Origin of the sequence: Mycobacterium sp. 141, assembly GCF_000382405.1 — a bacterium.
GTDB lineage: Bacteria > Actinomycetota > Actinomycetes > Mycobacteriales > Mycobacteriaceae > Mycobacterium.
In genome coordinates, this window is sequence record NZ_KB908255.1 from 22839 (window position 1) to 45507 (window position 22669).

A 22669-nucleotide genomic window follows, 5' to 3' on the forward strand; every position below is an offset into this window, starting at 1 on the left:
CACGACTGCCATTGCGACTCCTCTCATTTCATTGCACCAGCGGTTCGACTTCATCGGGCGAGAAGTACAGGTAGCGGCCGTACCACTCGTGGAGGTCGGCTGCCGGGTCATCGTCGAGCACGACGCCGAGATGGTGCTCACCGTCGACGTCCTCGTGGACCGAGGCCACCCGCGCGATCCTGTCGACGAAGAACAGATCCTGGGCGTCGGCCCGGCGTGAAGGGTGCAGCCGGACGCGACTGCCGCGGCTCACCGGAACGCCGTTGACCAAGATAGCGTCGACAGCAGGGTCGACCGCGTTGTCGGCCAGTGGATCCCACCACTGGATTCCGTCGGGGATTTCCGGGATCAATCCCGACGGTGCCTCGGCTGCGTGCGGATTACGCAGCACACCATGAAGATTCAGCATCGCTTCGGGCGACATCGAATCACACCGGTCGATGATGGCTGCTGCGCGTGGATCGGTGGCGCGGGCATGTGCTTTCTCGTCATCGGTCATCGTCATGATCCGCAGTGTGAGGATCTCGTCGATCTCGGTCGAGTCGTACAGCGCGCCCCTGCTCTGTTCGGCGATCTCAGGGTGGTCGTAGAGGATGATCGGTGACACCAGCATGAGCCGGTTCTCGTCGGGTGGTCCGGCGAGAACCGGGAAGCAGCGGTGGTGATGGCATCGGGAAGCCGCGGCGCTCGCGTCTGCGGGCGGGTCCAGCAGAGAGACGAATTCTCCGTCGGCGACCTCGACCACGGCGTGTGTGCCGATCAGCGACACGGCAATGGCGTCGTCCTTGCCGGATGCCGGTGGGGCCGTGTTGCCCACCGTGAACGTCAATCGCAGTAGCCCCTCGTCGGATTCGAGGGCAAGATCCAGTTCGCCGCACAGCTCCCGCCGGGAACGGACCAGCCTGCCGCCTTCGACCGGCTCGATGTCGGTGCCCGGTGGCACTGAGATACCGCACGTGTGCGCGGAGCCGAGGTTGGCGGTATCGAACGGGCCGAAGCTGATCTCCCGCTCGACCGCCTCGTCCCAGCTCAGCCAGGACTGTCCGGCGGTGATCAGTTCATCGACGGCTTCGAAGCGTTGAGCGCGGCGACGTTCGGCGGTGCGACGCTGAAGTTGAAGGAAGCGAACGACGATCGAGATCCTCGGCCGGCCCTGCGGACGGATGAGCAGCTGTGCCGACAGGCGGTTGTCCTCACCGATCCCGGTGCGTGCGGCGTCGGTAGGGCCCAGCACACCGAACTGCCAGCGAGACTGGTTCTTCTGTGAGTCCGCCCGATACGGGTACAGCAGGTAGCCCTCGTAGAGAACGGCGTCGGCCACCGCCCTGACATGTTCCCAGGTGCCGCTCATGATGTTTCCCGCGTGGACATCAGGGCGGTGATCGCCTCGTCGAAGGACAGCAGTCCACGTCGAGACTTGAAGGTGGCCAGGGCGTCGAGAGTATCGCGGTCCAGACGCAGCCATCCGGTGTGCGGGAAGTGCTGCGCGATCAGATCGCGCCACACGGTGACCGGCATGTCGAATCGGTCCTCACGGTTCCACGGCACCTGCGTAACGGCGAAACCGCGTGAGCCCTGGCTGAATACGGTGCCGCTGAACAAGAACTGGAGCGGTACCGTGCCGTCGCGCAACGCGTGCAGGTACTTTGATGCCGCCACCTCGAAGTCATAGGTGCATTCCAGCGTCATCCCGAGCTGCGTCGTGTCGGTGAATCCCGGCACCACGGCATTGCTGTGCTGCCACAGGAACGTGCGCTGCGTGGTGCTCCAGCGTTCGCGTGGGCCGAACAAGTCGAGCAGGCCCTCGGCCTCGGCGTCGGTGTAGTTCCGCCGCGCCGGTTCGATGCGAATCTGAGCGCGTAACGCGATGGCATGAACAGGATCGTCACCGATCGCCGCCACGCCGATCCGTGCGGTCAGAATCGGGGTCACCGCAAACGGTTCGGGGGAGATGTCGAGTACGGCGAAGGTGACTTCGGTTGCCGGCACCGCCGGGCCGGTCATCGCGCCACCGCCCGGCTGCGGGTACCGAGCGCGATGAAGAACTCGTCGATGTAATGGCGGACGTCCTGACCGCCGTCGAATCCGCGCCACAGCATCCGCAATCGGCCGACGAACTCATAGCATGCATCGATGGGTACCAAATAACAGGTCGGAGAGCATGTCTCATCGTCGGGAATGCGGATCAACACCGCCTCGGTGTCGTCGGCGGCCAGATCGACTCTCGGCTCGACGACTCTCACGGTGTTCCAAGAGTCCAGGTCGAGTTCGGATTCGGTGGCACCTGCCGGGCCCGGGTAGAACGCGACCACGTGCCCCAGTGTCGAGTTACGGAAGAAGAATGCGAGACCGACGGGAATCTGCAGCGCTTCCCAGTTCCGCCGGCTCAGGCCACAATCGGGAAACACCAGATAGCGGTCGGGGACAGCGCGGTAGCGCAGTTTGGCCTCGGTGTCGGTGAACAGCAGATAGCAGCCGCGACAGACGCACATCAATTGGCGGCCTTCGACATTCACCACATGCTGATGTTCGTCGGCGATGGCTTCCGAACACATTTCGCACCGCTCGCCCGGCTGTGCCGGTGAGCCGCGACCGGCGCGGATCCGGGCCAGTACGTCAAAGGCGGTCACGATGCGATCTCCTGAGCGATGGCCATCGAAAGCACACCGGCGCGGCGCAGCACCGGAATTGGCTCCAAGTGGTGATCGGCTGCGCCTGTGGTTGCCAGCCCGGCATGCACGACGTCGAAGCCGCCCCCGCACTGCGGGCAATGCAGCACAGCGTCGGTGAGTGTCGCTCCCGCCATCGGCAGGTTGCAGTCAGGACAACGATCTCGGTAGGCGAAGAACTCCGCGCCGATCCGGCACACCAGCACGCGGGTGTCCGCGACGGCGAAGCCGCCCACTTCGCCCGGAGCCAACTCATCGAGCTCGGGTACGGGCTGCCAACCGGCATGCCCGTTGGTATGCACTCGCGCCATCAGTGACTGCGCGGATATGAGCTGTTGAGCACCCTCGTCGGGCACCACCTCGATCGACGAGATCTCCGGGGCGGCGGCCTTGATCGCGTCTTCGATCGCCAGCTCGAGGGTGGCCGCCGAGGACGGACAGCTCTTGCAACTCCCGGCGAAGCGCAGGCGGACCACTTCGCCGTCGACTTCGAGCAGATCGACGTCGCCGCCGTGAGATCCGAGATACGGGCGCACCGAATCGAGCGCGTCGGCGATGCGGTGCTGCACGGAATGCGGATGTAACCCGTGTACCAGCAACAGGCTCGCCACCAGATCGTCAGCAGCGATCACCTCCACCAAGTGCGGATCCGCAGCCGTGGCGATGTGCAGCAACCGCTGCAGACCGGCTCCGTAGAGATCGGTTACCTCGCGAACCAGTTGCTCGGCACGCTCAAGTGCGGCAACGCCGTTCGCGGCGCTGGCATCGAGCAGTGTCTGGATGCGTTCCCCTGCCGTACGCCAGCGTGCTGCATCGTCGGGATTGTCCGGGACTGGCGTCGCGGTGGGCGGCATATGTCATTCCCCGGTTGCGGATTGGGTGGGAGAATGCATGAGCTCCAATGACTTTCCGTTGCCCAGGTACATGTGCACCCCACAGGGCAGACACGGGTCGAAACTCCGTACGGTGCGCATGACGTCTATGCCCTTGAAGTGTTCGCGGTCGTTCTCCTCGAAGATGGGCTGGCCCTGGACCGCATCCTCGTACGGCCCGGGTGTGCCGTAGCTGTCCCGCGGGTTGGCGTTCCACGGCGTCGGGGGATAGGGATGATAGTTGGCAATCTTGCCGTCCCGGATGACCATGTGATGGCTCAGCACGCCTCGTACCGCTTCGGTGAAGCCGCAACCGATGGCCTCGTCGGGAACCTCGAAGTGCTCCCACGTCTTGGTGCGGCCGGCCCGGATCTCGCCGAGTGCCTTTTCGGCGAAATGCAGCGCGCACGCCGCGGCATAGGCCTGGAAGTAGGTGCGGGCGCGGTTGCGTTCGATGGTGTTGCTGCCCTTGTCCGGAATCTTCCACTCGAGCTCGACCGGGCCTTTCAAGGCGGTTTTCGGCAGGTTGATCTTCACGCTGTTGCCGGTGGCCTTGACGTAGTCGATGTCGACCAGCCCGGCCAGCGCGGTCGCCCACAGGCGGGCCAGGGGTCCACCGCCGGTGTCCAGCGCCAGGTAGTCCTTGCCGTCGTACCACCGCGGTGACATCACCCAGCTGTAGTTCTCGTCGAAGTCGCGCTTCTGCGGCCTGGGGTTGGTGTGCTGGTTCCAGGGATGACGCCGGTCGACGGGGTTGCCCAGCGGATCGGTCTTGACGAACATCTCCTGATCGGTCCAGTCCTCGTAATAGCTGTGGCCCAACAGGATCCGGATGCCGAGGTTGATGTCCACCAGTGAATGGGTGACGAGTTTCCCGTCGACCACCACACCGGGCGTGACGAACATGGCGTTGCCCCAACGTTCCATGTCCTTGTATGCGAAGTTGCAGACCTCGGGATCCTGGAAGGAACCCCAGCACCCCAGCAGAGTGCGGCGTAGGCCCACCTGGTCGTAGCCGGGCAGGGCTTCATAGAAGAAGTCGAACAGGTCGTCGTGCATCGGCACGACCTTTTTCATGAACTCGACGTAACGCATCAGCCGCGTCATGTAGTCGGTCATCAGCTGCACTGTGGCGGTCGTGCCGATGCCGCCGGGATACAGCGTCGACGGGTGCACATGGCGACCCTCCATGAGGCAGAACATCTCTCGCGTCCACCTGCTGACCTGCAGGGCTTCTCGGTAAAATTCGCCGGTGAACGGATTGAGTGCCCGCATGATGTCGGCGATGGTGCGGTGTCCGTGCGCCTCTGCGTGCGGTGCGGCGGTGTTCTCGGCCTTGGCCAGGACGCCGGGATTGGTTTCGGAGACCATCTTCTCGCAGTAGTCCACCCCGACCAGATTCTCTTGGAAAATGTTGTGGTCGAACATGTATTCCGCAGCTTCGCCGAGGTTCACCAGCCACTCGCCGAGATGTGGCGGTTTGACCCCGTAGGCCATGTTCTGGCAGTAGCACGAGCAGGTGGCGTGGTTGTCGCCGCAGATACCGCAGATACGACTGGTGATGAAGTGTGCGTCGCGGGGATCCTTGCCCTTCATGAAGATCGAGTAACCGCGGAAGATCGACGAGGTGCTGTGACATTCCACGACTTCACGGTTCTCGAAGTCGATCTTGGTGTAGATGCCGAGGCTGCCGACGATACGCGTGATCGGATCCCATGCCATCTCCACCAATTGACCCGGTTCGCGCTTGACGTGTGACGGCTCGGGGATGATGGTTGTCATCGAACTTCTCTTTCAAATAGGCAGATAAAGCCTGGAATACCAACGGTTCCGGTGGTTGACCGACGAAGCGGGGCGAGATGGCCCGCCGGGCGTCTACCAGGTGCGGGCTGCTCCGGTTTCCAACTGCGTACCGCGATGGCGCCACTTGGGCTCCTTGTCCACGGTGCGTCCGGTGACGTGGCGCAGGCTACGGATCACCGATCCGTAGAGCCCGGACGCGGTCGTCGAGACCTTGCCGCCGGGTGGTTCGTCCATGAACGGCATGAACTTGTCCGGGAAGCCCGGCATGGTGCACCCGATGCAGATGCCGCCGACGTTGGGGCAACCGCCGATCCCGTTGATCCAGCCGCGCTTGGGCACGTTGCACTTGACCACGGGACCCCAACACCCCAGTTTCACAATGCATTTCGGCGATCCATACTCGGTCGCGAAGTCGCCCTGCTCGTAGTAGCCGGCACGGTCACAACCTTCGTGCACGGTGTTGCCGAACAGCCACTTGGGGCGTAGTGCTTCATCCAACGGGATCATCGGCGCCTGGTCGGTGGCCATGTACAGCAGGTAGGTCAGCGTCTCGGCGAGGTTGTCCGGTTGGATGGGACAGCCCGGCACACAGACGATCGGGATACCGGCCTTGCTCTTCCAGTCCCAGCCGAGGTAGTCGGGAACCCCCATGGCGCCGGTCGGATTGCCGGCCATCGCGTGGATGCCGCCGTAGGCGGCGCAGGTGCCCACCGCGACCACGGCCGTGGCCTTGGGGGTAAGCCGATCAAGCCATTCGCTGGTGGTCATCGGCTGATTGGTGGTCGGATCGTTGCCGAACCCGCACCAGTAGCCCTCGCTCTTGATCTGCTCGTTGGGGATGGACCCTTCGACAACCAGGACGAAGGGGTCGAGTTCGCCTCTGTCGGCTTTGAAGAACCATTCGAGGAAGTCATCGGCACCGCCCGCCGGGCCACATTCGAAGTCGATCAGTGGCCAATGGACGGCGATCTTGGGTAGCCCGGGAAGGGCTCCGAGAGCAATTTCTTCGATGCTCGGTTGAGTGGCTGCAGTCAACGCCACCGAGTCACCGTCACAACTTAAACCTGCGTTGATCCACAACACGTGGATCAACGCCTCTTCCGCTTTGACTGCTGCCTCTGTTGGCATATGTCACAGCTTCCTGGGAACTCGGGCTGGGAGTCCCAATGTTTGACCTGAACGCGTACCGAAACTTCTGCCGCGCTGGATTCTGGATTACTCTCGCAAGTTTGTATTGTCAACGGCCGTTGCTGGCAACGTGACGTTTGCGCGCGCGTCGATCCAGGCGTACCACGGCTCCAGTCCGTCCCCCCGCGTCGCCGAAACCGGCAGGATGGCCACTCCGGGATTGACCGATCGTGCACGCTTGCAACAGGTTTCCATATCGAAGTCGACGTAGGGGAGTAAGTCGATCTTGTTGATGACGACCAGGTCGGCGGCCGCGAACATGTGCGGATATTTCAGCGGTTTGTCAGCCCCCTCGGTCACCGAGACGACGACGATCTTGTTGTCTTCGCCAAGGTCGAACAGGGCCGGGCAGACCAAGTTTCCGACGTTCTCGATGAACAGCACCGAATCGGGATCGGGGTCGAGTGCGTCGAGGGCACTGTGCACCATGGCCGCATCCAGATGACAGCCCGCTCCGGTGTTGACCTGAACCGAGCGGGCACCCGCGGCCCTGATCCGGTCGGCATCGAGCAGCGTCTCCTGGTCTCCTTCGATCACCGACATGGGCCGATGGGACCCGAATTCGCGGATAGTGCGCTCGAGCAGTGTCGTCTTACCCGCACCCGGCGAACTCGTCACGTTGAGAGCCAGGATGCCGCGCCGCCGCAGCCACCGGCGATTCTCATCGGCGATGAGGTCGTTCTTGGCAAGCACCTTCTGTTCGAGGGTGACGGTCTCCGTCGAGGTGGTTTCCACGTGCCCGCCGTGGTGGTGGTGGTCGTGTCCGTGGTGTTCTTCGCTCTGATGAGGGTCGTGATGGTGGTCCTGGCCGGGGATGGTGATCACCGGGCCGGCGTGGCCATCGTCACCGCAGCCGCAGGTTGCGCACATGTCAGCTCACTTCCATCGAGAGAATTCGCAGATCCCGGCCGGCGGTCACCTCGACATCGGCGCTCCCACACCGGCACAGCAGGATCAGGTCGGGGAGTTCGAAATCCGTCCCGCACCCGCGGCAATGTGCCGTGCCGGGCCGGATATCGAGGTCCAGGCGCGCGCCGTCGGCCACCGTGCCCTGGGCGACCAGGTCGAAGCAGAACAGCATGGAGTCCGGGACGACGGCACACAGCGCTCCGACTTCGAGTCGCACACTGTGCACCCGCCGACCGGCGGCGTGCTCGCACACCGCATCGACAACGCTCTGGGTTATCGCCAACTCGTGCATCGCTGCCCCGTTCAGGCCAGGTGTTCCCACGATATGCCTCAATCGCCGAGAGTTCGGCGTGTCCACTTGAGATCGAACATTTGTTCGCTACTGTGGGGTGCAGTTGGACCGAGCTGACTTGTCGGTGCCTTGGCCTAGCGTCACGGCCAACCGATCGGAACACCGGTCAACACGACTACTTGGAGAGGCACCATCATGGCGCAGCAGGCACCTGACCGCGAAAAGGCCCTCGAACTGGCGATGGCCCAGATCGACAAGAGCTTCGGCAAAGGCTCGGTGATGCGCCTCGGCGACGAGGTCCGCCAGCCCATCTCGGTCATTCCCACCGGATCCATCGCGCTCGACGTGGCGCTCGGCATCGGCGGCCTGCCGCGCGGCCGGGTCGTGGAGATCTACGGCCCGGAATCCTCGGGCAAGACGACGGTGGCGTTGCATGCGGTGGCCAATGCCCAGGCTGCCGGCGGTATCGCGGCGTTTATCGACGCCGAGCACGCCCTGGATCCCGAGTATGCCAAGAAGCTCGGGGTGGACACCGACTCACTGCTGGTCTCCCAGCCCGATACCGGTGAGCAGGCGCTGGAGATCGCCGACATGCTGGTGCGCTCCGGGGCGCTGGACATCCTCGTGATCGACTCGGTAGCCGCGCTGGTGCCACGCGCCGAAATCGAAGGCGAGATGGGTGACAGCCACGTCGGCCTGCAGGCCCGCCTGATGAGCCAGGCGCTGCGAAAGATGACCGGTGCTCTGAACAACTCGGGCACCACCGCGATCTTCATCAACCAGCTCCGCGAGAAGATCGGCGTGATGTTCGGGAGTCCCGAAACAACAACGGGCGGAAAGGCTTTGAAGTTCTACGCCTCTGTCCGCCTGGATGTCCGGCGCATCGAGACGCTCAAGGACGGCACCGACGCGGTGGGTAACCGCACGCGCGTCAAGATTGTCAAGAACAAGGTTTCGCCGCCGTTCAAGCAGGCCGAGTTCGACATCCTCTACGGCCACGGCATCAGCCGTGAAGGCTCACTCATCGACATGGGTGTCGAGCACGGCTTCATCCGTAAGTCCGGGTCCTGGTTCACCTACGACGGTGAGCAGTTGGGCCAAGGCAAGGAGAATGCCCGCAAATTCCTGTTGGAGAATGTCGATGTCGCCAACGAGATCGAGAAGAAGATCAAGGAAAAACTCGGTATCGGTGCCGTCGTGACCGCTGAAGCTGATGATGTCCTTCCCGCCCCGGTCGACTTCTGAGGCGGCCGACACTCGCGAGGAGCAGACGCAGGATCCCCGCAAGCGCGAGGAGCAGGCGCGGGACCTGTGCCTGCGGCTGCTCACCGTGCGGGCACGCACCCGGGCGGAGTTGGAGATTCAGCTCGCCAAGCGGGGCTATCCCGACGATGTGAGCGCCAGGGTTCTCGACCGGCTGGCCGAAGTCGGGTTGGTCGATGACGAGGACTTCGCCGAGCAGTGGGTTCGGACCCGGCATGCCAATTCCGGAAAAGGCAAGCGCGCCTTGGCTGTCGAGCTTCGCAAGAAGGGGGTCGACGGCGACGTCATCTCCGCGGCACTGGCCGATCTGGACCCCGCTGCCGAACGTCAACGGGCCGAACAATTGGTTCGCGACAAACTTCGTCGCGAGCGGCTGAGCGATGACGACGATGTGAAAGTGACGCGCCGGCTGGTGGGCATGTTGGCCCGTCGTGGCTACAGCCAGTCCATGGCGTTCGACGTGGTCAGCGTCGAGCTGGCCAGTGAGCGGGAGCGTCGCCAGGTATAGCGGGGTGACACGGGGGCTAGTTCCGTTGCTCCGACTCGTTGGACATCGAGTCGGTGTTGGAGGCGATGTCGGGCGTGCTCGTAACCAGCAGCCACACCAGGGTGGCCAATCCTGTGAAGACGCCCTGAACCGCCAAGAGAAATGCCACGTACTCGTGCCAGGCGGACAGGACATCGCCGCAGCCCTTGCCATCCCACGGCAGCGTCGAGAGTGCGAGCGCCAGGCCGGCCGCTATCACCGTCACAGTGGCGACTGTCGCGGCGCGCTGGCCGGCGTCGGCCAACGTTCGGCGGAAGTAGTTGAATTCGACACCGAGCGCCAGGACGAGTACCGGAAGCACTCCGACCACCTGATGGAAGAAAGTCGGACTGATCGCTCCTTCGCACAGCTGAGACAGCAGCGCGATCTCATCCGCCGCGGGCATAGTGGCAATCTCCGCGGCCGTGTTCGCGTCGAGCGTCCGCACCGTGTCGACGTCGAATACGTCGATGAAAGCGCTTGCGGCTAAATAACAAGTCCACGTTCCCAGTAACAGCGGCACGATGGCCCGCACCCGCGCCCAGTCGGTCGGCAGAGCCACCTGACGGGCGGTGCTGAGTAGCGTGAATGGATCGGCGTTGAGCGACGCCGCCGTGGTCAAACCCATCGCCGCGGCGTAGATGGTCGCGATCAGCAGGTCGATCTGAACGGATTGGTGTGACACCAGCCGCAATACGTCGATGCCCAGAAGGATGGCGACCCCGATCGACCACCATCTCCACAGTCGTGGCGTGTTGCCGTCGGTGCGGGTGATTTCGCGTTTCATGACCCCGACCGCGCCCAGCACCAGCGCATCGACGACGATGACGGCGATCCGCCATTCCGCGTCGCCGTTGCCCGCGACCGGGTACACACCGGAGATCAGCGGCTCGCTGTAGGAGAACGCAAAGAACATCAGAAAGACGACCCCGAACACTGCGTGATCGGAGCGCGCGGATACGGCCGGCTCAGACATTGTGGGTTCCAACGGTTATTCGTCGGTCGGGGCGACTGGCCATCAGCAACCAGATCAGTGTTGCGAGGCCGGTGACAACACCCTGAACAGATACGACGAAGGTCAAATACTCGTGCCAATAGGCGAGGACGTGGCCGCACCCCAACCCTTCCCACGGCAGTGTGGACAGCGCCAGCACGAGACTGATCGACATGATAGTGACGGTAGCCGCAGCTGCGGCCCGTTGAGCGGGCTCGACCAGTTCACGGCGGAAGAAGTTGAATTCGACGCCGAGAGTGAGCAGCAGGAGTGGGATCACCGCGACTACTTGCTGGAAGAACGCCGGGCTGACCGCCCCCTCGCACAGCGTGGCGAGCGCGCCGAGCCGCTCGTTCAGCGGCATAGCGGCTACTTCGGCCTGCAGCTCAGGATCGAGACTGCGCATGGTGTCGAGGTCGAAGTAGTCGTCGAACGCTGTGGCGGCGAGGAAGCACGCGAACGTGCCGACCATCAACGGGACGATGGGGCGCACGCGTGCCCAGTCGGTGGGCAGTGTCGACCGGCGGGTGGCGCTGACCAATGTCAGCGGATCGGCGTTGAGTGACACCGCCATCAGCAGCCCCATGATGGTGGCGAATGCGATCGACGAAACGAAGTCGATCCACAGCGAATGGCTTTCCGGCAGAAGGCATAAGAACACGTTGAGGGTGACGACAGCTCCGAACAAGCTCCACCACCATCGCCACAGTCGCGGCGGCTCACCGTCGGCGTGGGCGATAAAGAGTTTGAGCCGGCCGACGACGGCGAGCACGGCTACGTCGAGTCCGACCAGACCGATGATCCAGCCCGCGAGGTCGTGGTGGTCGGTGGCCTCGAGTACAGCGAACACGATGTCTTCGCTGTAGGAGAAGACGGACAGCAGGAGCGCCACTACTGCCAGCACGGCACGATTGCGTCGATGGTGGGTCAGTGCTGAGCGGTGATCGCTGTCCTGATCGGACATCACCGACCCCCTCGTCAAACTGTGTAGGCACACATTAGCGGCTGAGCCGGGCAAACGCGGGAGTTTCTGCGCGGTATGCCCGGCGCGCAGAAAGGCATGACCTGCGCGATCTCGTTTCCCCTGAGCGCAGCGGCGCGAGAAGCGAAAACTTTTCTTGGACAAAGAGAATCACACGAACGCCGGCACGTGCGGCATCGCGGTCGGATTCGGCCTAGCCGCGGGACTGGTCTTGCTGTGCCTGTAGCACCTGCGCGCCGGGTGCGCCTTCCTGCTCGATGGCTTCGGCTTCGAGCGGGGCGGGCCCTCGGCTGGACCGGCGCAGCCGGTGTTCCAGTTGCGTGGCTACTGCCGACAACGTGATGTTCACACTGATCATCAGGATCGCTATGACGACCAGCGCGGGCAGATAGTTACCGTATGCCGAACCGATATTGGTGCCCTGACGCACCATCTCCACGAAGGTGATCTGGTATCCGATCGCGGTGTCCTTCAGGACGACCACCAACTGCGATACCAGCACTGGGAGCATTGCGGTTATGGCCTGCGGAAGCAGGATGAACCGCATCGACTGACCCCACGTCAGCCCCAGTGACAATCCTGCCTCGCGTTGCCCCCGAGGCAGCGAGTGAATGCCGGCGCGGACGATCTCGGCGATAACTGCGCCGTTGTACAGGGTCAGCCCCGTGATCACCCCGGCCAGCGCGAGATACTTGGACGGGAACACGTCGAACTTCGCGTAGAGGAAGTACGCGAAGATCATCATGATCAGCACCGGGATGGCGCGGAAGAACTCTACGATCACCGAACTCAACCAGCGGATCGGAGCGATCGGTGCCAGCCGACCTACGCCCAGGAGCAGGCCCAGTGCACCGGCGAGGACGATCGACACCGCGGCCGCGGTCAGCGTGCCCTCGACGCCGGGCAGCACGAAAGTACGCCATAGGTCGGCGGTCAGGAACGGTTTCCACTTCTCCGGCTGCAACTGGTCTTTCGCCGACATCCGCGCTATCACGAACGCCAGCAGGCAGCCGACGGCCACGACGGTCAGTGCCGTGAGAATCCAGTTGCGCACCTTGGCCCGTGGCCCGGGGGCGTCGAAAAGCACTGATGCGGTACTCATTACCGCACCACCGCGAGTCGCTTACCCAGCCACCCGAAGAACAATCCCAACGGCAATGTCAGGACAAGAAATCCGACCGCGAAGATGGTGCCCACCGCCAGCAGCGCGGCGGTGTTCTCGATCATCTCCTTCATCAGCAGCGCGGCCTCGGCGACTCCGATAGCCGAGGCGATAGTGGTGTTCTTCGTCAATGCGATCAGCACCGAGCCCAGCGGAATGATGACGGCTCGGAAAGCCTGGGGGAGCAGGATGATTCGCAGATTTTGACCGAAAGTCAGACCTAGCGAGCGGGCTGCCTCGGCCTGGCCCAACGGTATGGTGTTCACCCCTGAACGCACCGTCTCACACACGAAAGACGCCGTGTAGACGGTCAATCCGAGTACCGCCAATCGGAAATTGCTGTCGACGATGGACGTTGGCGAGTTGGCGTCCACCAGCCTGATACCCAGCGTCTGCCCGACGCCGAACGAGCAGAACAGGATGATCAACGTCAGCGGGGTGTTGCGCACCAGGTTGACATAGGTGGTCCCGATCCAGTTCATCACCGGAGTTGGCGCCAACCGCATCGCTGCCAGTACGGTACCCAGAACCAGCGCTCCGACCGCGGAGTACACCGTCAGCTGGATCGTCGTCCAGAATGCCGCGAACACCTCGTCGCGGTACTGAGTGAAGATCTCCACGGCCGGGGCCGAGCCTCAGGAGCGGTCGATGGCGGGCGGTTCGGGTGTCTTGATACCGGCCGGGCCGAGATTCTTCTCGAACGCTGTCTTCCAGGCGCCGCTGGACTCCATCTTCTCGATCGCGTCGTTGATCTTGGTGCGCAGGTCGCTGTCGCCCTTCTTCAGGCCGACCCCGTACCTCTCCGTGGTGAACGTGTCGCCGACGACCTTGAACGCGCCCGGGTTCTGGGCGGCGTAACCGGCCAGGATGACCTCATCGGTGGTCACTGCGTCGACGGCGCCGTTCTTGAGTGCATCAATGCACGCCGAGTACGTGTCGAACTGCTGCAACTGAACCTTCGGATACTCCTTCTTGATGTTCTGCGCTGGAGTGGAGCCCGCCACCGAGCACAGTTTCTTGTTGTTCTCCAGTGACGCCGCTCCGGTGATGTCGTTGTTGTCCGCGCGCACCAGCAGGCTCTGTCCGGTGATCAGGTAGGGGCCGGCGAAGTCGACCTTCTTCTTGCGATCGTCGGTGATCGAGTAGGTCGCCACGATGTATTTCACCTGGCCGTTCTCGATGAGCGTCTCCCGCTGTGGAGACGGGGATTCTTTCCATTCGATCTGGTCTTCGTTGTAGCCGAGTTCCTTGGCGATGTACTTGGCCACATCTACGTCGAAGCCGACCATGGTGCCGTCCGGCTTTTTCTGACCGAGTCCGGGCTGGTCGAACTTGGTTCCGATGACGATCTTGTTGTTGTCTCCTCCGCCACCACCGCACGCGGTGGCCGCGAGCGGAAGGGCTACGGCTAATGCGATGGCACCGGCCAGGCGGATGGGCTTGATAGGCATGAGGGAGGGTTCCTTTCGCCGAGGCGTTAGTGGTGGAGGATCTTGCCGAGAAAGTCTTTCGCCCGATCCGATTGCGGGTTGTCGAAGAATGCCGTGGGTTCGGAGTCCTCGACGATCGCGCCGTCGGCCATGAACACCACCCGGTTTGACGCCCGGCGGGCGAAACCCATCTCGTGGGTCACGACGACCATCGTCATGCCCTCTTGCGCCAGTGCCGTCATCACCGCGAGCACCTCGTTGATCATCTCCGGATCCAGCGCGCTGGTCGGCTCATCGAACAGCATGACCTTCGGATGCATCGCCAGCGAGCGTGCGATCGCCACCCGCTGCTGCTGGCCGCCGGAGAGCTGCGCCGGATATTTGTCGGCCTGATCGGCCACCCCGACGCGTTCCAGCAACGCCATCGCAGACTCGCGGGCCTTCGCCTTGGAAGTCTTGCGCACCTTGGTCGGGCCGAGCGTTACGTTCTCCAGGATCGTCTTGTGTGCGAACAGGTTGAACGACTGGAACACCATTCCGACGTCGGAGCGCAACTGCGCGAGCCGGCGGCCCTCGTTCGGTAGTAGCTGACCATCGACGGTGATGGTGCCCGTATCAATGGTTTCCAGTCGATTGATGGTGCGGCACAACGTCGATTTGCCCGAGCCTGACGGTCCCAGGACCACCACCACCTGACCGCGGCCGACATCGAGGTTGATGTCCTTCAGTACGTGCAGGGAACCGAAATGCTTGTTGACGCCCTGCATCGAGATCATCGGGACCGAAGTCGCGGTGGACATGGGTGCAGACCCTACCCAGGGAACGCTCAGCTGGGGGCGTATCAGCGCCCCCGTAACATGTTCGTCGTGACTTCCACGGTGGCGCGCGGCGCTCAGACACCCCACGAGGGGGAGTCCGGTGTGCGTACCTACCAGGTCCGCACGTACGGCTGCCAGATGAATGTGCACGATTCGGAACGGCTGTCCGGTCTGCTCGAATCCGCTGGTTACCGGCGTGCCGCCGACGACGCCGACGCCGACATCGTCGTGTTCAACACGTGCGCCGTGCGGGAGAACGCCGACAACAAGCTGTACGGAAACCTGAGCCATCTGGCCCCGCGCAAGCAGTCCGATCCGAACATGCAGATCGCCGTGGGCGGCTGCCTGGCGCAGAAGGATCGCGACGCGGTGCTGAAGAAAGCCCCGTGGGTCGATGTGGTCTTCGGCACCCACAACATCGGTTCACTGCCGACCCTGCTGGAACGTGCCCGGCACAACCGCGAAGCCCAGGTCGAGATCGTCGACGCGCTCAAGGAGTTTCCGTCGACCTTGCCGGCAGCGCGGGAATCTGCTTATGCCGCATGGGTTTCCATTTCCGTCGGGTGCAACAACACCTGCACGTTCTGCATCGTGCCGTCGCTTCGCGGCAAGGAGGTCGACCGCCGACCGGGCGACATCCTGAGCGAGGTGCAGACATTGGTCGACCAGGGTGTGATCGAGATCACGCTGCTCGGTCAGAATGTCAACGCCTACGGCGTGTCGTTTGCTACGGACGAGCGCTTGCGCGAGGACCCGACCAACTGGGACGAGCGCTTGCGCGAGGACCCGACCAACTGGGCAGAGTTGCCCCGCGATCGCGGCGCATTCTCGAAACTACTGCGGGCCTGCGGAAACATCGACGGTCTTGAGCGGGTCCGGTTCACCTCGCCGCATCCGGCCGAGTTCACCGACGATGTCATCGAGGCGATGGCCCAGACCCCGAATGTGTGCCCGACGTTGCACATGCCGCTGCAGTCCGGCTCGGACCGCATCCTGCGGGCCATGCGGCGGTCCTACCGGGCCGAGCGCTACCTCGGCATCATCGACAAGGTGCGTTCCGCAATCCCGCACGCCGCGATCACCACCGACATCATCGTCGGGTTCCCGGGGGAGTCCGAAGAGGACTTCCAGGCCACTCTCGACGTGGTCGAGCGGGCCCGGTTCGCGTCGGCGTTTACCTTCCAGTACTCGATCCGGCCCGGCACCCCGGCCGCCACCATGGCCGACCAACTCCCCAAACAGGTTGTCACCGAGCGCTATCAGCGCCTGATCGAACTGCAGGAGCGAATTTCCCTGCAGGAAAACGAGGCGCAGGTGGGACGCGTCGTCGAGCTGTTGGTCGCCACCGGTGAGGGCCGCAAAGACGCCGCGACCGCGCGGATGTCGGGGCGGGCCCGGGACGGCCGGCTGGTGCACTTCACGCCCGACGGCATGGCGCCCGCCGAGATCCGGCCCGGCGACATCGTGACCACCACCGTCACCGCGGCCGCTCCGCATCATCTGATTGCCGACGCGCCTGTGACACAGCACCGGCGCACCCGCGCGGGAGACGCTCATGCGGCCGGGCAGCGGCCACGCACCGGCGTGGGCCTGGGACTGCCCCGCATCGGGGCCCCGCCTGCCCAACCATTATCGGGAGGATGCAGCTGTTGACCGACGAGCACTTCGACCAGTTCAAAGGTGACCTCGACGCCGTCGAACGCAGGATGGCCCGGGAATTCGATCCTGGCAGCCGGGCTTTGGTGGTGGCGACCCTGGTGTTCGTCGTGCTGCTGTCGTTCGTTCTGCCGCACACCGGTCACAGCAAGGGCTTCGATGTTCTGGTCGGTGACGCCACGGCCGTTGCCGACGGAATCTCACTGCCGTCGCGGGTGTTCACCTGGATGGCGCTGGTCTTCGCTGTGGGTTTCTCGACGCTGGCGCTGTTGACGCGGCGTTGGGCCTTGGCCTGGGTCGCGCTCGCCGGTTCGGCGGTGGCCAGTGCGACCGGCATGTTGGCGGTGTGGTCGCGGCAGACGGCCGTACACCATCCCGGCCCGGGTATCGGGCTGATCATCGCGTGGATCGCCGTGATCCTGCTGACCTTCCACTGGGCCCGGGTGGTGTGGTCGAGGACGGCGGTTCAGCTGGCCGCTGAGGAAGAGCGTCGCCGCGCCGCCGCGAAACGACACCAGCGCGACCTGCTGGATGACCTCAAGCCGACCGACCCCGACAACCCGGACGCCTGACGCGGGGGTCAGCCGAACCCCCGCCCTATCGGCGTTTGCCGAGCGACTCCGCGGCCGCGTCGGCCCACTGGCGCCACTGCTCGGCACTGGCCCGGGCCGCCTCGGCGTCCTTGGTCCGGCCCGCCGCCTCCGCCTTTTGTGCCTGCTTCTCGAACTGCTCGGCGCGGCTACGGAACTGATCGGCACGCGCCTTGGCCTCCGGATCGACGCCACCGGTCGGGGCATCGCGGATCTTCTTCTCGACCACCCGCAACCGGCGCTCCAACTCCGCGCTGCGTTCGCGAGGCGCCTTGCCGATCGCATCCCACTTGTCACCGATCGCACGCAGCGCGGCCCGGGCGGCGTCCAGATCGGCGGTGTCGAGTTTCTCGGCCTCGGCCAGCAGCGCTTCCTTGGCCGCAGCATTGGCCTCGAACTCGGCGTCGCGTTCGGCGTGGGCGGCGTTGCGAGCGGAGAAGAACGTGTCCTGAGCAGCCTTGAACCGCTGCCACAACGCGTCGTCGACATCCTTGGCCGCACGCCCGACGGCCTTCCACTGGTTCAGCAGGTTGCGGAATGCGGCGCCCGTGGCACCCCAGTCCGTGGAGTCGGCCAGCTGCTCGGCCTTCTCACACAGCTCTTCCTTGGCTTGGCGGGCGCCGGCCCGGCCACGGTCGAGCTCGGCGAAATGCGCGCCGCGGCGGCGGTTGAACGTTTCCCGTGCGGCCGAATAGCGCTTCCACAGCGCATCGTCGATCTTGCGGTCCAGCCCCGTGACAGAGCGCCACTCGTCGAGGATCTCCCGCAGCCTGTCACCGGCGGCCTTCCACTGCGTGGCATTGGCGGCCAGCTCCTCGGCCTCGGCAGCCAGCGCCTCCTTGCGGGCCGTCTGCGCGGCGCGCTGCTCGTCGCGCTGTGCACGCTCGGTCGCCGCGGCGGAGTCGGCCTGGTCGAGAATCGCGGCGAGCCGTGAACTCAACGCGTCAACATCCCCGAGAACTGCTGCGGTGGGCAGGGTTTCGGCCAGTGCCGCGGCGGCCGACTTGATCTTGCGGGCATCCCCGGTGCCCGAGGACAGTCGGTGTTCAAGCAGCCCGACCTCAGTATGCAGATCATCGAAGCGGCGGCCGAAATGTGCGAACGCCGACTCGTTGTCGCCGGCCTGCCAGGACCCGATGATCCGTTCACCGGACCCGCTGATGAGCCACACCGTGCCGTCGGGATCAACCCGGCCGAACCGGTGGGGATCGCTGGCCGGCGCCACGGGAACAACCGGGGCGGTCGTGGTGGGGTGGGGAACGGGACGCGGCGACCCGGGCCGGGGGATGGGTTTCGGAGTGGGTTTGGGGGTGTGCCCGCCTGGCTCGCTGGTGGTCATATCGGCTCCCTGTACTTCCCCGCGGTCGACCCGCGCATCTGCCGCGCGACGCGGCGCCCAATAGCTGTCAGTGTTCATCGCTATTCAAGCAGGTCGGCTTGCGCCATGCCCATGCCTTTCGGGTCAATGGGCTGACAAACTCGCGGTCGGCACCTGTGAGCATGGGATGACGAGGACTGATGGCCAGGCCTGCCGGCCGCGGCGGCGGTGGCTGCGCACTAGTTTGGGGTGGTGCTGAGCGCCATCGCAATCGTCCCGTCGGCGCCGATCCTGGTACCCGAGCTGATGGGTGCGGCCGCTGATGAACTGACCGACCTCCGCGCGGCCGTCGTCGCGGCAGCCCACACGCTGCCAGCCCGTTGGGTGGTTGTCGGAGTCGGGAGCGCCGACACCGTCATCGGTCCCGACCTGGCCGGCACGTTCGCCGGCTACGGCGTTGACGTGGCGGTCGCGCTGCAACCCCGCGGCCCGAAAACGCCGACTGAATTACCGCTCTGCGCGCTCGTCGCCGGCTGGATCAGGGACAAGGCGAGCCCCGAAGCGCGCGCCGAGGTGCGGGTGTACGCGCGCTCGCATCCTGTTGACGTGGTACTGGCACGCGGCCGCCGGCTGCGTGCCCTGATCGACGAATCGGCGGACCCGGTCGGCGTGCTGGTCGTGGCCGACGGCGCACACACGCTTACTGCGGCGGCGCCGGGCGGCTACGACCCGGAGTCCGGTGTGGTGCAGCGTGCCCTCGACGATGCCCTGGCCCGCGGCGATGCCGCGGCCCTGCTCAGGCTCCCCGAGTCGATCGTGGGCCGGGTCGCGTATCAGGTGCTGGCCGGGCTCACCGAGCCTGCCCCTGCCGGGGCGCGTGAGCTCTACCGCGGAGCGCCCTACGGCGTCGGGTACTTCGTCGGGGTGTGGCACCCGTGAGGCCGATAGCGATCATCGGGCCGACCGGAACCGGCAAGTCCGCGTTGGCGCTGGCTCTGGCCGAGAGATTGAGCGGCAAGATCGGCGTCGAAATAGTGAATGCCGATGCCATGCAGCTCTACCGTGGCATGGACATCGGCACCGCCAAACTGACAGTCGCCGAACGCCGCGGCATCCCGCATCACCAACTCGACGTGCTCGAGGTCACCGAGACCGCCACAGTGGCTCGCTACCAGCAGGCTGCGGCGGCGGACGTGGAAGCCATCGCGGCGCGCGGCGCGGTGCCCGTCATCGTCGGCGGTTCGATGCTCTACGTCCAGTCGCTGCTGGACGAGTGGGCGTTTCCGGCCACCGACCCCGCGGTGCGGGCACGGTGGGAGGAGCGGCTGGCCGAGATCGGGGTGGCGGCCCTGCACGCCGAGCTGACCGAGGTCGATCCCGCGGCAGGGGCTTCGATCCTGCCCACCGACGGCAGACGGATTGTGCGGGCGCTGGAGGTGGTGGAGCTGACCGGGCAGCCGTTCGCGGCGTCCGCACCGCGCATCGGGGTGCCCCGCTGGGACACTGCGATCATCGGATTGGACTGGGACACCACAGTCCTCGACGAGCGGCTGGCGCAGCGCACCGACAAGATGTTCGCCGACGGTCTGGTGGACGAGGTGCGGGCGCTGCGCGAGCGCGGTTTACGCGACGGTGTGACGGCCGCGCGGGCGCTGGGGTACGCCCAGGTGCTGGCCGACCTCGACGCCGGCGGCGACGGTTCGGCCGCTGCGGAGCCGACGTTCATCGGCACCCGCCGCTATGTGCGTAGGCAGCGGTCCTGGTTCCGCAGGGATCACCGGGTGGCGTGGCTGGACGGCGCCTCCGACGCGACGGTCGAGCACGCCGAGCGGATCTGGCGACACGTATCCTGATCAGGTGATCTTCGGCGGCGTGAGTTTCGTGAAAGGCCACGGCACCCAGAACGATTTCGTGGTGCTGCCCGACCTCGACGCGCGCCTGTCGCTGCAGCCCGACGCCGTGGCCGCGCTGTGCGACCGCCGACGCGGTCTGGGCGCTGACGGCGTACTGCGGGTGACCACGGCCGGCGCCGCCCTGGCTGCCGGCGTTTTCGACCGGTTACCCGACGGCGTTGCGGCCGACGACTGGTACATGGACTACCGCAATGCCGACGGCTCCATCGCACAGATGTGCGGCAACGGGGTCCGCGTGTTCGCCCACTACCTGAAGGCCTCGGGCCTGGAGGCCGCCGACGAGTTCGTCGTCGGCTCGCTGGCGGGGCCGCGCCCGGTGGTGCTGCACCACGCCGACGCCGACACAGCCGAGGTCACCGTCGAGATGGGCAAGGCCAACCGGTTCGGCATCGGCTCGGCCGTGGTCGGCGGCCGCAGCTTCTCGGGCCTGGCCGTCGATGTCGGTAATCCCCACTTGGCCTGCGTGGGGATCGATCAGGCGGATCTGGCTGCCCTCGACGTGGGTTCGCCGGTGTCATTCGACTCTGCGCTGTTCCCCGACGGTGTCAACGTCGAGATATTGACCGCGCCGGTCGATGGCGTCGTGAGTATGCGGGTACACGAACGCGGGGTCGGCGAGACGCGATCCTGCGGCACCGGAACCGTCGCCGCAACGGTGGCTGCGCTGGCACATCACGGTGCCGACACGGGGACCCTGCAGGTGCGCATACCCGGCGGGGAAGTGAGTGTGACCGTCACCGAATCCACCAGCTATCTGCGGGGACCGTCGGTCCTGGTGGCGCGCGGCGAACTGTCCGAGGCCTGGTGGAACACTGCGCACGCGTAATTGGGGTGCGGACCGGGTGGTCGACGTGACAATCTGGAAGCACATATGACGTACCCACAGACACCCAGCACCGGTGAACTTGCCCTCCAGGATCGCGCCTCACTGCGCCGCGTCGCCGGGCTATCCACAGAACTGACCGACGTCTCCGAGGTCGAATACCGACAGCTACGGCTGGAACGAGTCGTGCTCGTCGGCGTGTGGACCGACGGCACCTCGGCCGACGCCGACGCCAGCCTGGCCGAGTTGGCGGCGCTGGCCGAGACCGCGGGCTCAGAGGTCCTCGAAGGGCTCATCCAGCGTCGCGACAAGCCCGATCCGTCCACCTACATCGGTTCCGGTAAGGCCGCCGAGTTGCGCGAGGTGGTGCTGGCGACCGGGGCCGACACCGTGATCTGCGACGGCGAGCTCTCGCCGGCTCAGCTGAACTCCCTGGAAAAGGTGGTCAAGGTCAAGGTCATCGACCGCACCGCGCTGATCCTCGACATCTTCGCCCAGCACGCGACCAGCCGCGAGGGCAAGGCGCAGGTGTCGCTGGCCCAGATGGAGTACATGCTCCCGCGGCTGCGCGGCTGGGGCGAGTCGATGTCCCGGCAGGCCGGCGGTCGAGCCGGCGGTGCCGGCGGCGGCGTCGGGACCCGCGGTCCGGGCGAGACCAAGATCGAGACCGACCGCCGGCGGATCCGCGAGCGCATGTCCAAGCTGCGCCGCGAGATTCGCGACATGAAGAAGGTCCGTGACACCCAGCGCAGTCGCCGGCTGACCTCCGACGTCGCGTCGGTGGCGATCGTCGGCTACACCAACGCCGGTAAGTCGAGCCTGCTCAACGCGTTGACCGGGGCCGGGGTGCTGGTGGAGAACGCGTTGTTCGCCACCCTCGAACCCACCTCGCGCCGTGGGGAATTCGACGACGGACGCCCGTTCGTGCTGACCGACACCGTCGGGTTCGTGCGGCACCTGCCCACGCAGTTGGTGGAAGCGTTCCGGTCCACCCTCGAAGAGGTCGTGGACGCCGACCTGCTCGTGCACGTGGTCGACGGCTCCGATGCCAACCCGCTGGCTCAGATCAGCGCGGTGCGGCAGGTGATCAGCGACGTGATCGCCGAGCACGACGGGCGCCGGGCGCCGGAACTACTGGTGGTCAACAAGATCGATGCCACAGGGGACTTGGCGTTGGCCCAGCTGCGCCGTGCGCTGCCCGACGCGGTATTCGTCTCGGCGCACTCCGGTGACGGGTTGGACCGGCTGCGGCAACGGATGGGGGAGTTGGTCGAGCCGACAGACACCATGGTCGACGTGACCATCCCGTACGAGCGTGGCGACCTGATGGCCAAACTGCACGCCGAGGGCCGCATCGACGCCACCGAACACGGCACCGACGGCACCAGGGTCAAAGCGCGCGTGCCGATCCCGTTGGCGGCGAGCCTGCGCGAGTTCGCGACGTTCTGAGAGCCGACTCGC

General features: G+C 65.2%; 23 protein-coding genes. 8 read left to right on the plus strand and 15 right to left on the minus strand.

Going from position 1 to position 22669, the window contains the following annotated elements; genetic code table 11:
- Positions 1 to 28: 28 nt before the first annotated feature.
- The 8 genes from H276_RS0100150 to H276_RS0100185 all read right to left on the minus strand — a co-directional run bounded on the left by H276_RS0100150 (position 29) and on the right by H276_RS0100185 (position 7733).
- Entirely contained in the window at positions 29 to 1351 is a 1323-nt protein-coding gene (locus H276_RS0100150; protein ID WP_019969285.1) for a hypothetical protein, read from the minus strand.
- The gene (locus H276_RS0100155) at positions 1348 to 2004 is read right to left on the minus strand and encodes a DUF6084 family protein (protein WP_019969286.1); all 657 of its coding nucleotides are present in this window, start codon (positions 2002 to 2004) and stop codon (positions 1348 to 1350) included. Before H276_RS0100155 ends, H276_RS0100150 begins: the two co-directional genes overlap by 4 nt.
- Positions 2001 to 2630, minus strand: coding sequence for a DUF5947 family protein (locus H276_RS0100160; protein ID WP_019969287.1), 630 nt, complete (start codon positions 2628 to 2630; stop codon positions 2001 to 2003). Before H276_RS0100160 ends, H276_RS0100155 begins: the two co-directional genes overlap by 4 nt.
- Positions 2627 to 3523 (minus strand): NifU family protein, encoded by an 897-nt coding sequence (locus H276_RS0100165; protein ID WP_019969288.1) that lies wholly within the window; start codon positions 3521 to 3523, stop codon positions 2627 to 2629. Before H276_RS0100165 ends, H276_RS0100160 begins: the two co-directional genes overlap by 4 nt.
- 3 nt (positions 3524 to 3526) lie before the next feature.
- Complete coding sequence (locus H276_RS0100170) at positions 3527 to 5323, minus strand: nickel-dependent hydrogenase large subunit (protein WP_019969289.1); 1797 nt, start codon at positions 5321 to 5323, stop codon at positions 3527 to 3529.
- A 93-nt stretch (positions 5324 to 5416) separates the two neighbouring features.
- A complete protein-coding gene (locus tag H276_RS0100175; RefSeq protein ID WP_019969290.1) occupies positions 5417 to 6472 on the minus strand; it encodes a hydrogenase expression protein HypE in 1056 nt (351 codons plus the stop codon).
- Positions 6473 to 6559: 87 nt separating this feature from the next.
- A complete protein-coding gene (gene hypB / locus H276_RS0100180) occupies positions 6560 to 7402 on the minus strand; it encodes a hydrogenase nickel incorporation protein HypB (RefSeq protein ID WP_019969291.1) in 843 nt (280 codons plus the stop codon).
- 1 nt (position 7403) lies between these two features.
- Positions 7404 to 7733, minus strand: a complete 330-nt coding sequence (locus H276_RS0100185) for a hydrogenase maturation nickel metallochaperone HypA (protein WP_019969292.1) — start codon at positions 7731 to 7733, stop codon at positions 7404 to 7406.
- 195 nt (positions 7734 to 7928) lie between these two features.
- Between H276_RS0100185 and recA the strand changes: the two genes are divergently transcribed.
- Together recA and recX are read left to right on the plus strand one after the other, a co-directional pair.
- Entirely contained in the window at positions 7929 to 8978 is a 1050-nt protein-coding gene (gene recA / locus H276_RS0100190; protein WP_018600599.1) for a recombinase RecA, read from the plus strand.
- Positions 8947 to 9504, plus strand: coding sequence for a recombination regulator RecX (gene recX, locus H276_RS0100195; protein WP_026356407.1), 558 nt, complete (start codon positions 8947 to 8949; stop codon positions 9502 to 9504). The genes recA and recX overlap by 32 nt, the downstream gene beginning before the upstream one ends.
- A gap of 16 nt (positions 9505 to 9520) precedes the next feature.
- Here recX and H276_RS23745 read toward each other — a convergent pair whose 3' ends face one another.
- The 6 genes from H276_RS23745 to H276_RS0100225 all read right to left on the minus strand — a co-directional run bounded on the left by H276_RS23745 (position 9521) and on the right by H276_RS0100225 (position 14866).
- Positions 9521 to 10498, minus strand: a complete 978-nt coding sequence (locus H276_RS23745) for a hypothetical protein (protein ID WP_019969294.1) — start codon at positions 10496 to 10498, stop codon at positions 9521 to 9523.
- Positions 10491 to 11480, minus strand: coding sequence for a hypothetical protein (locus H276_RS0100205; protein WP_019969295.1), 990 nt, complete (start codon positions 11478 to 11480; stop codon positions 10491 to 10493). The genes H276_RS23745 and H276_RS0100205 overlap by 8 nt, the downstream gene beginning before the upstream one ends.
- Before the next feature lie 211 nt (positions 11481 to 11691).
- On the minus strand, positions 11692 to 12600 hold the full coding sequence (locus tag H276_RS0100210) for an amino acid ABC transporter permease (protein WP_019969296.1): 909 nt from the start codon (positions 12598 to 12600) through the stop codon (positions 11692 to 11694).
- Positions 12600 to 13280 carry an amino acid ABC transporter permease gene (locus H276_RS0100215; protein ID WP_019969297.1) on the minus strand — a complete coding sequence of 227 codons (681 nt, stop codon included), beginning with the start codon at positions 13278 to 13280 and terminating at the stop codon, positions 12600 to 12602. Before H276_RS0100215 ends, H276_RS0100210 begins: the two co-directional genes overlap by 1 nt.
- Before the next feature lie 15 nt (positions 13281 to 13295).
- Positions 13296 to 14111, minus strand: coding sequence for a glutamate ABC transporter substrate-binding protein (locus H276_RS0100220; RefSeq protein WP_019969298.1), 816 nt, complete (start codon positions 14109 to 14111; stop codon positions 13296 to 13298).
- Positions 14112 to 14137: 26 nt separating this feature from the next.
- The gene (locus tag H276_RS0100225) at positions 14138 to 14866 is read right to left on the minus strand and encodes an amino acid ABC transporter ATP-binding protein (protein ID WP_051111354.1); all 729 of its coding nucleotides are present in this window, start codon (positions 14864 to 14866) and stop codon (positions 14138 to 14140) included.
- An 81-nt stretch (positions 14867 to 14947) separates the two neighbouring features.
- On the opposite strand from H276_RS0100225, the gene H276_RS0100230 reads away from it, so the two are divergent.
- A complete protein-coding gene (locus H276_RS0100230) occupies positions 14948 to 16561 on the plus strand; it encodes a MiaB/RimO family radical SAM methylthiotransferase (RefSeq protein WP_019969300.1) in 1614 nt (537 codons plus the stop codon).
- The gene (locus H276_RS0100235; protein ID WP_019969301.1) at positions 16549 to 17136 is read left to right on the plus strand and encodes a hypothetical protein; all 588 of its coding nucleotides are present in this window, start codon (positions 16549 to 16551) and stop codon (positions 17134 to 17136) included. Before H276_RS0100230 ends, H276_RS0100235 begins: the two co-directional genes overlap by 13 nt.
- A gap of 25 nt (positions 17137 to 17161) precedes the next feature.
- On the opposite strand, the gene H276_RS0100240 is transcribed toward H276_RS0100235, so the two are convergent.
- Positions 17162 to 18493 carry a DUF349 domain-containing protein gene (locus H276_RS0100240; RefSeq protein ID WP_051111355.1) on the minus strand — a complete coding sequence of 444 codons (1332 nt, stop codon included), beginning with the start codon at positions 18491 to 18493 and terminating at the stop codon, positions 17162 to 17164.
- A gap of 231 nt (positions 18494 to 18724) precedes the next feature.
- On the opposite strand from H276_RS0100240, the gene H276_RS0100245 reads away from it, so the two are divergent.
- Genes H276_RS0100245 through hflX form a run of 4 tightly spaced genes read left to right on the plus strand, consistent with a single transcriptional unit; the run spans position 18725 to position 22657 of the window.
- The gene (locus H276_RS0100245) at positions 18725 to 19411 is read left to right on the plus strand and encodes a hypothetical protein (protein ID WP_026356409.1); all 687 of its coding nucleotides are present in this window, start codon (positions 18725 to 18727) and stop codon (positions 19409 to 19411) included.
- Positions 19408 to 20325 (plus strand): tRNA (adenosine(37)-N6)-dimethylallyltransferase MiaA, encoded by a 918-nt coding sequence (gene miaA / locus H276_RS0100250; protein WP_026356410.1) that lies wholly within the window; start codon positions 19408 to 19410, stop codon positions 20323 to 20325. Before H276_RS0100245 ends, miaA begins: the two co-directional genes overlap by 4 nt.
- A 19-nt stretch (positions 20326 to 20344) precedes the next feature.
- Entirely contained in the window at positions 20345 to 21211 is an 867-nt protein-coding gene (gene dapF, locus H276_RS0100255; RefSeq protein WP_026356411.1) for a diaminopimelate epimerase, read from the plus strand.
- Between the two features lie 45 nt (positions 21212 to 21256).
- A complete protein-coding gene (hflX, locus tag H276_RS0100260) occupies positions 21257 to 22657 on the plus strand; it encodes a GTPase HflX (protein ID WP_019969306.1) in 1401 nt (466 codons plus the stop codon).
- Positions 22658 to 22669 lie beyond the last annotated feature (12 nt).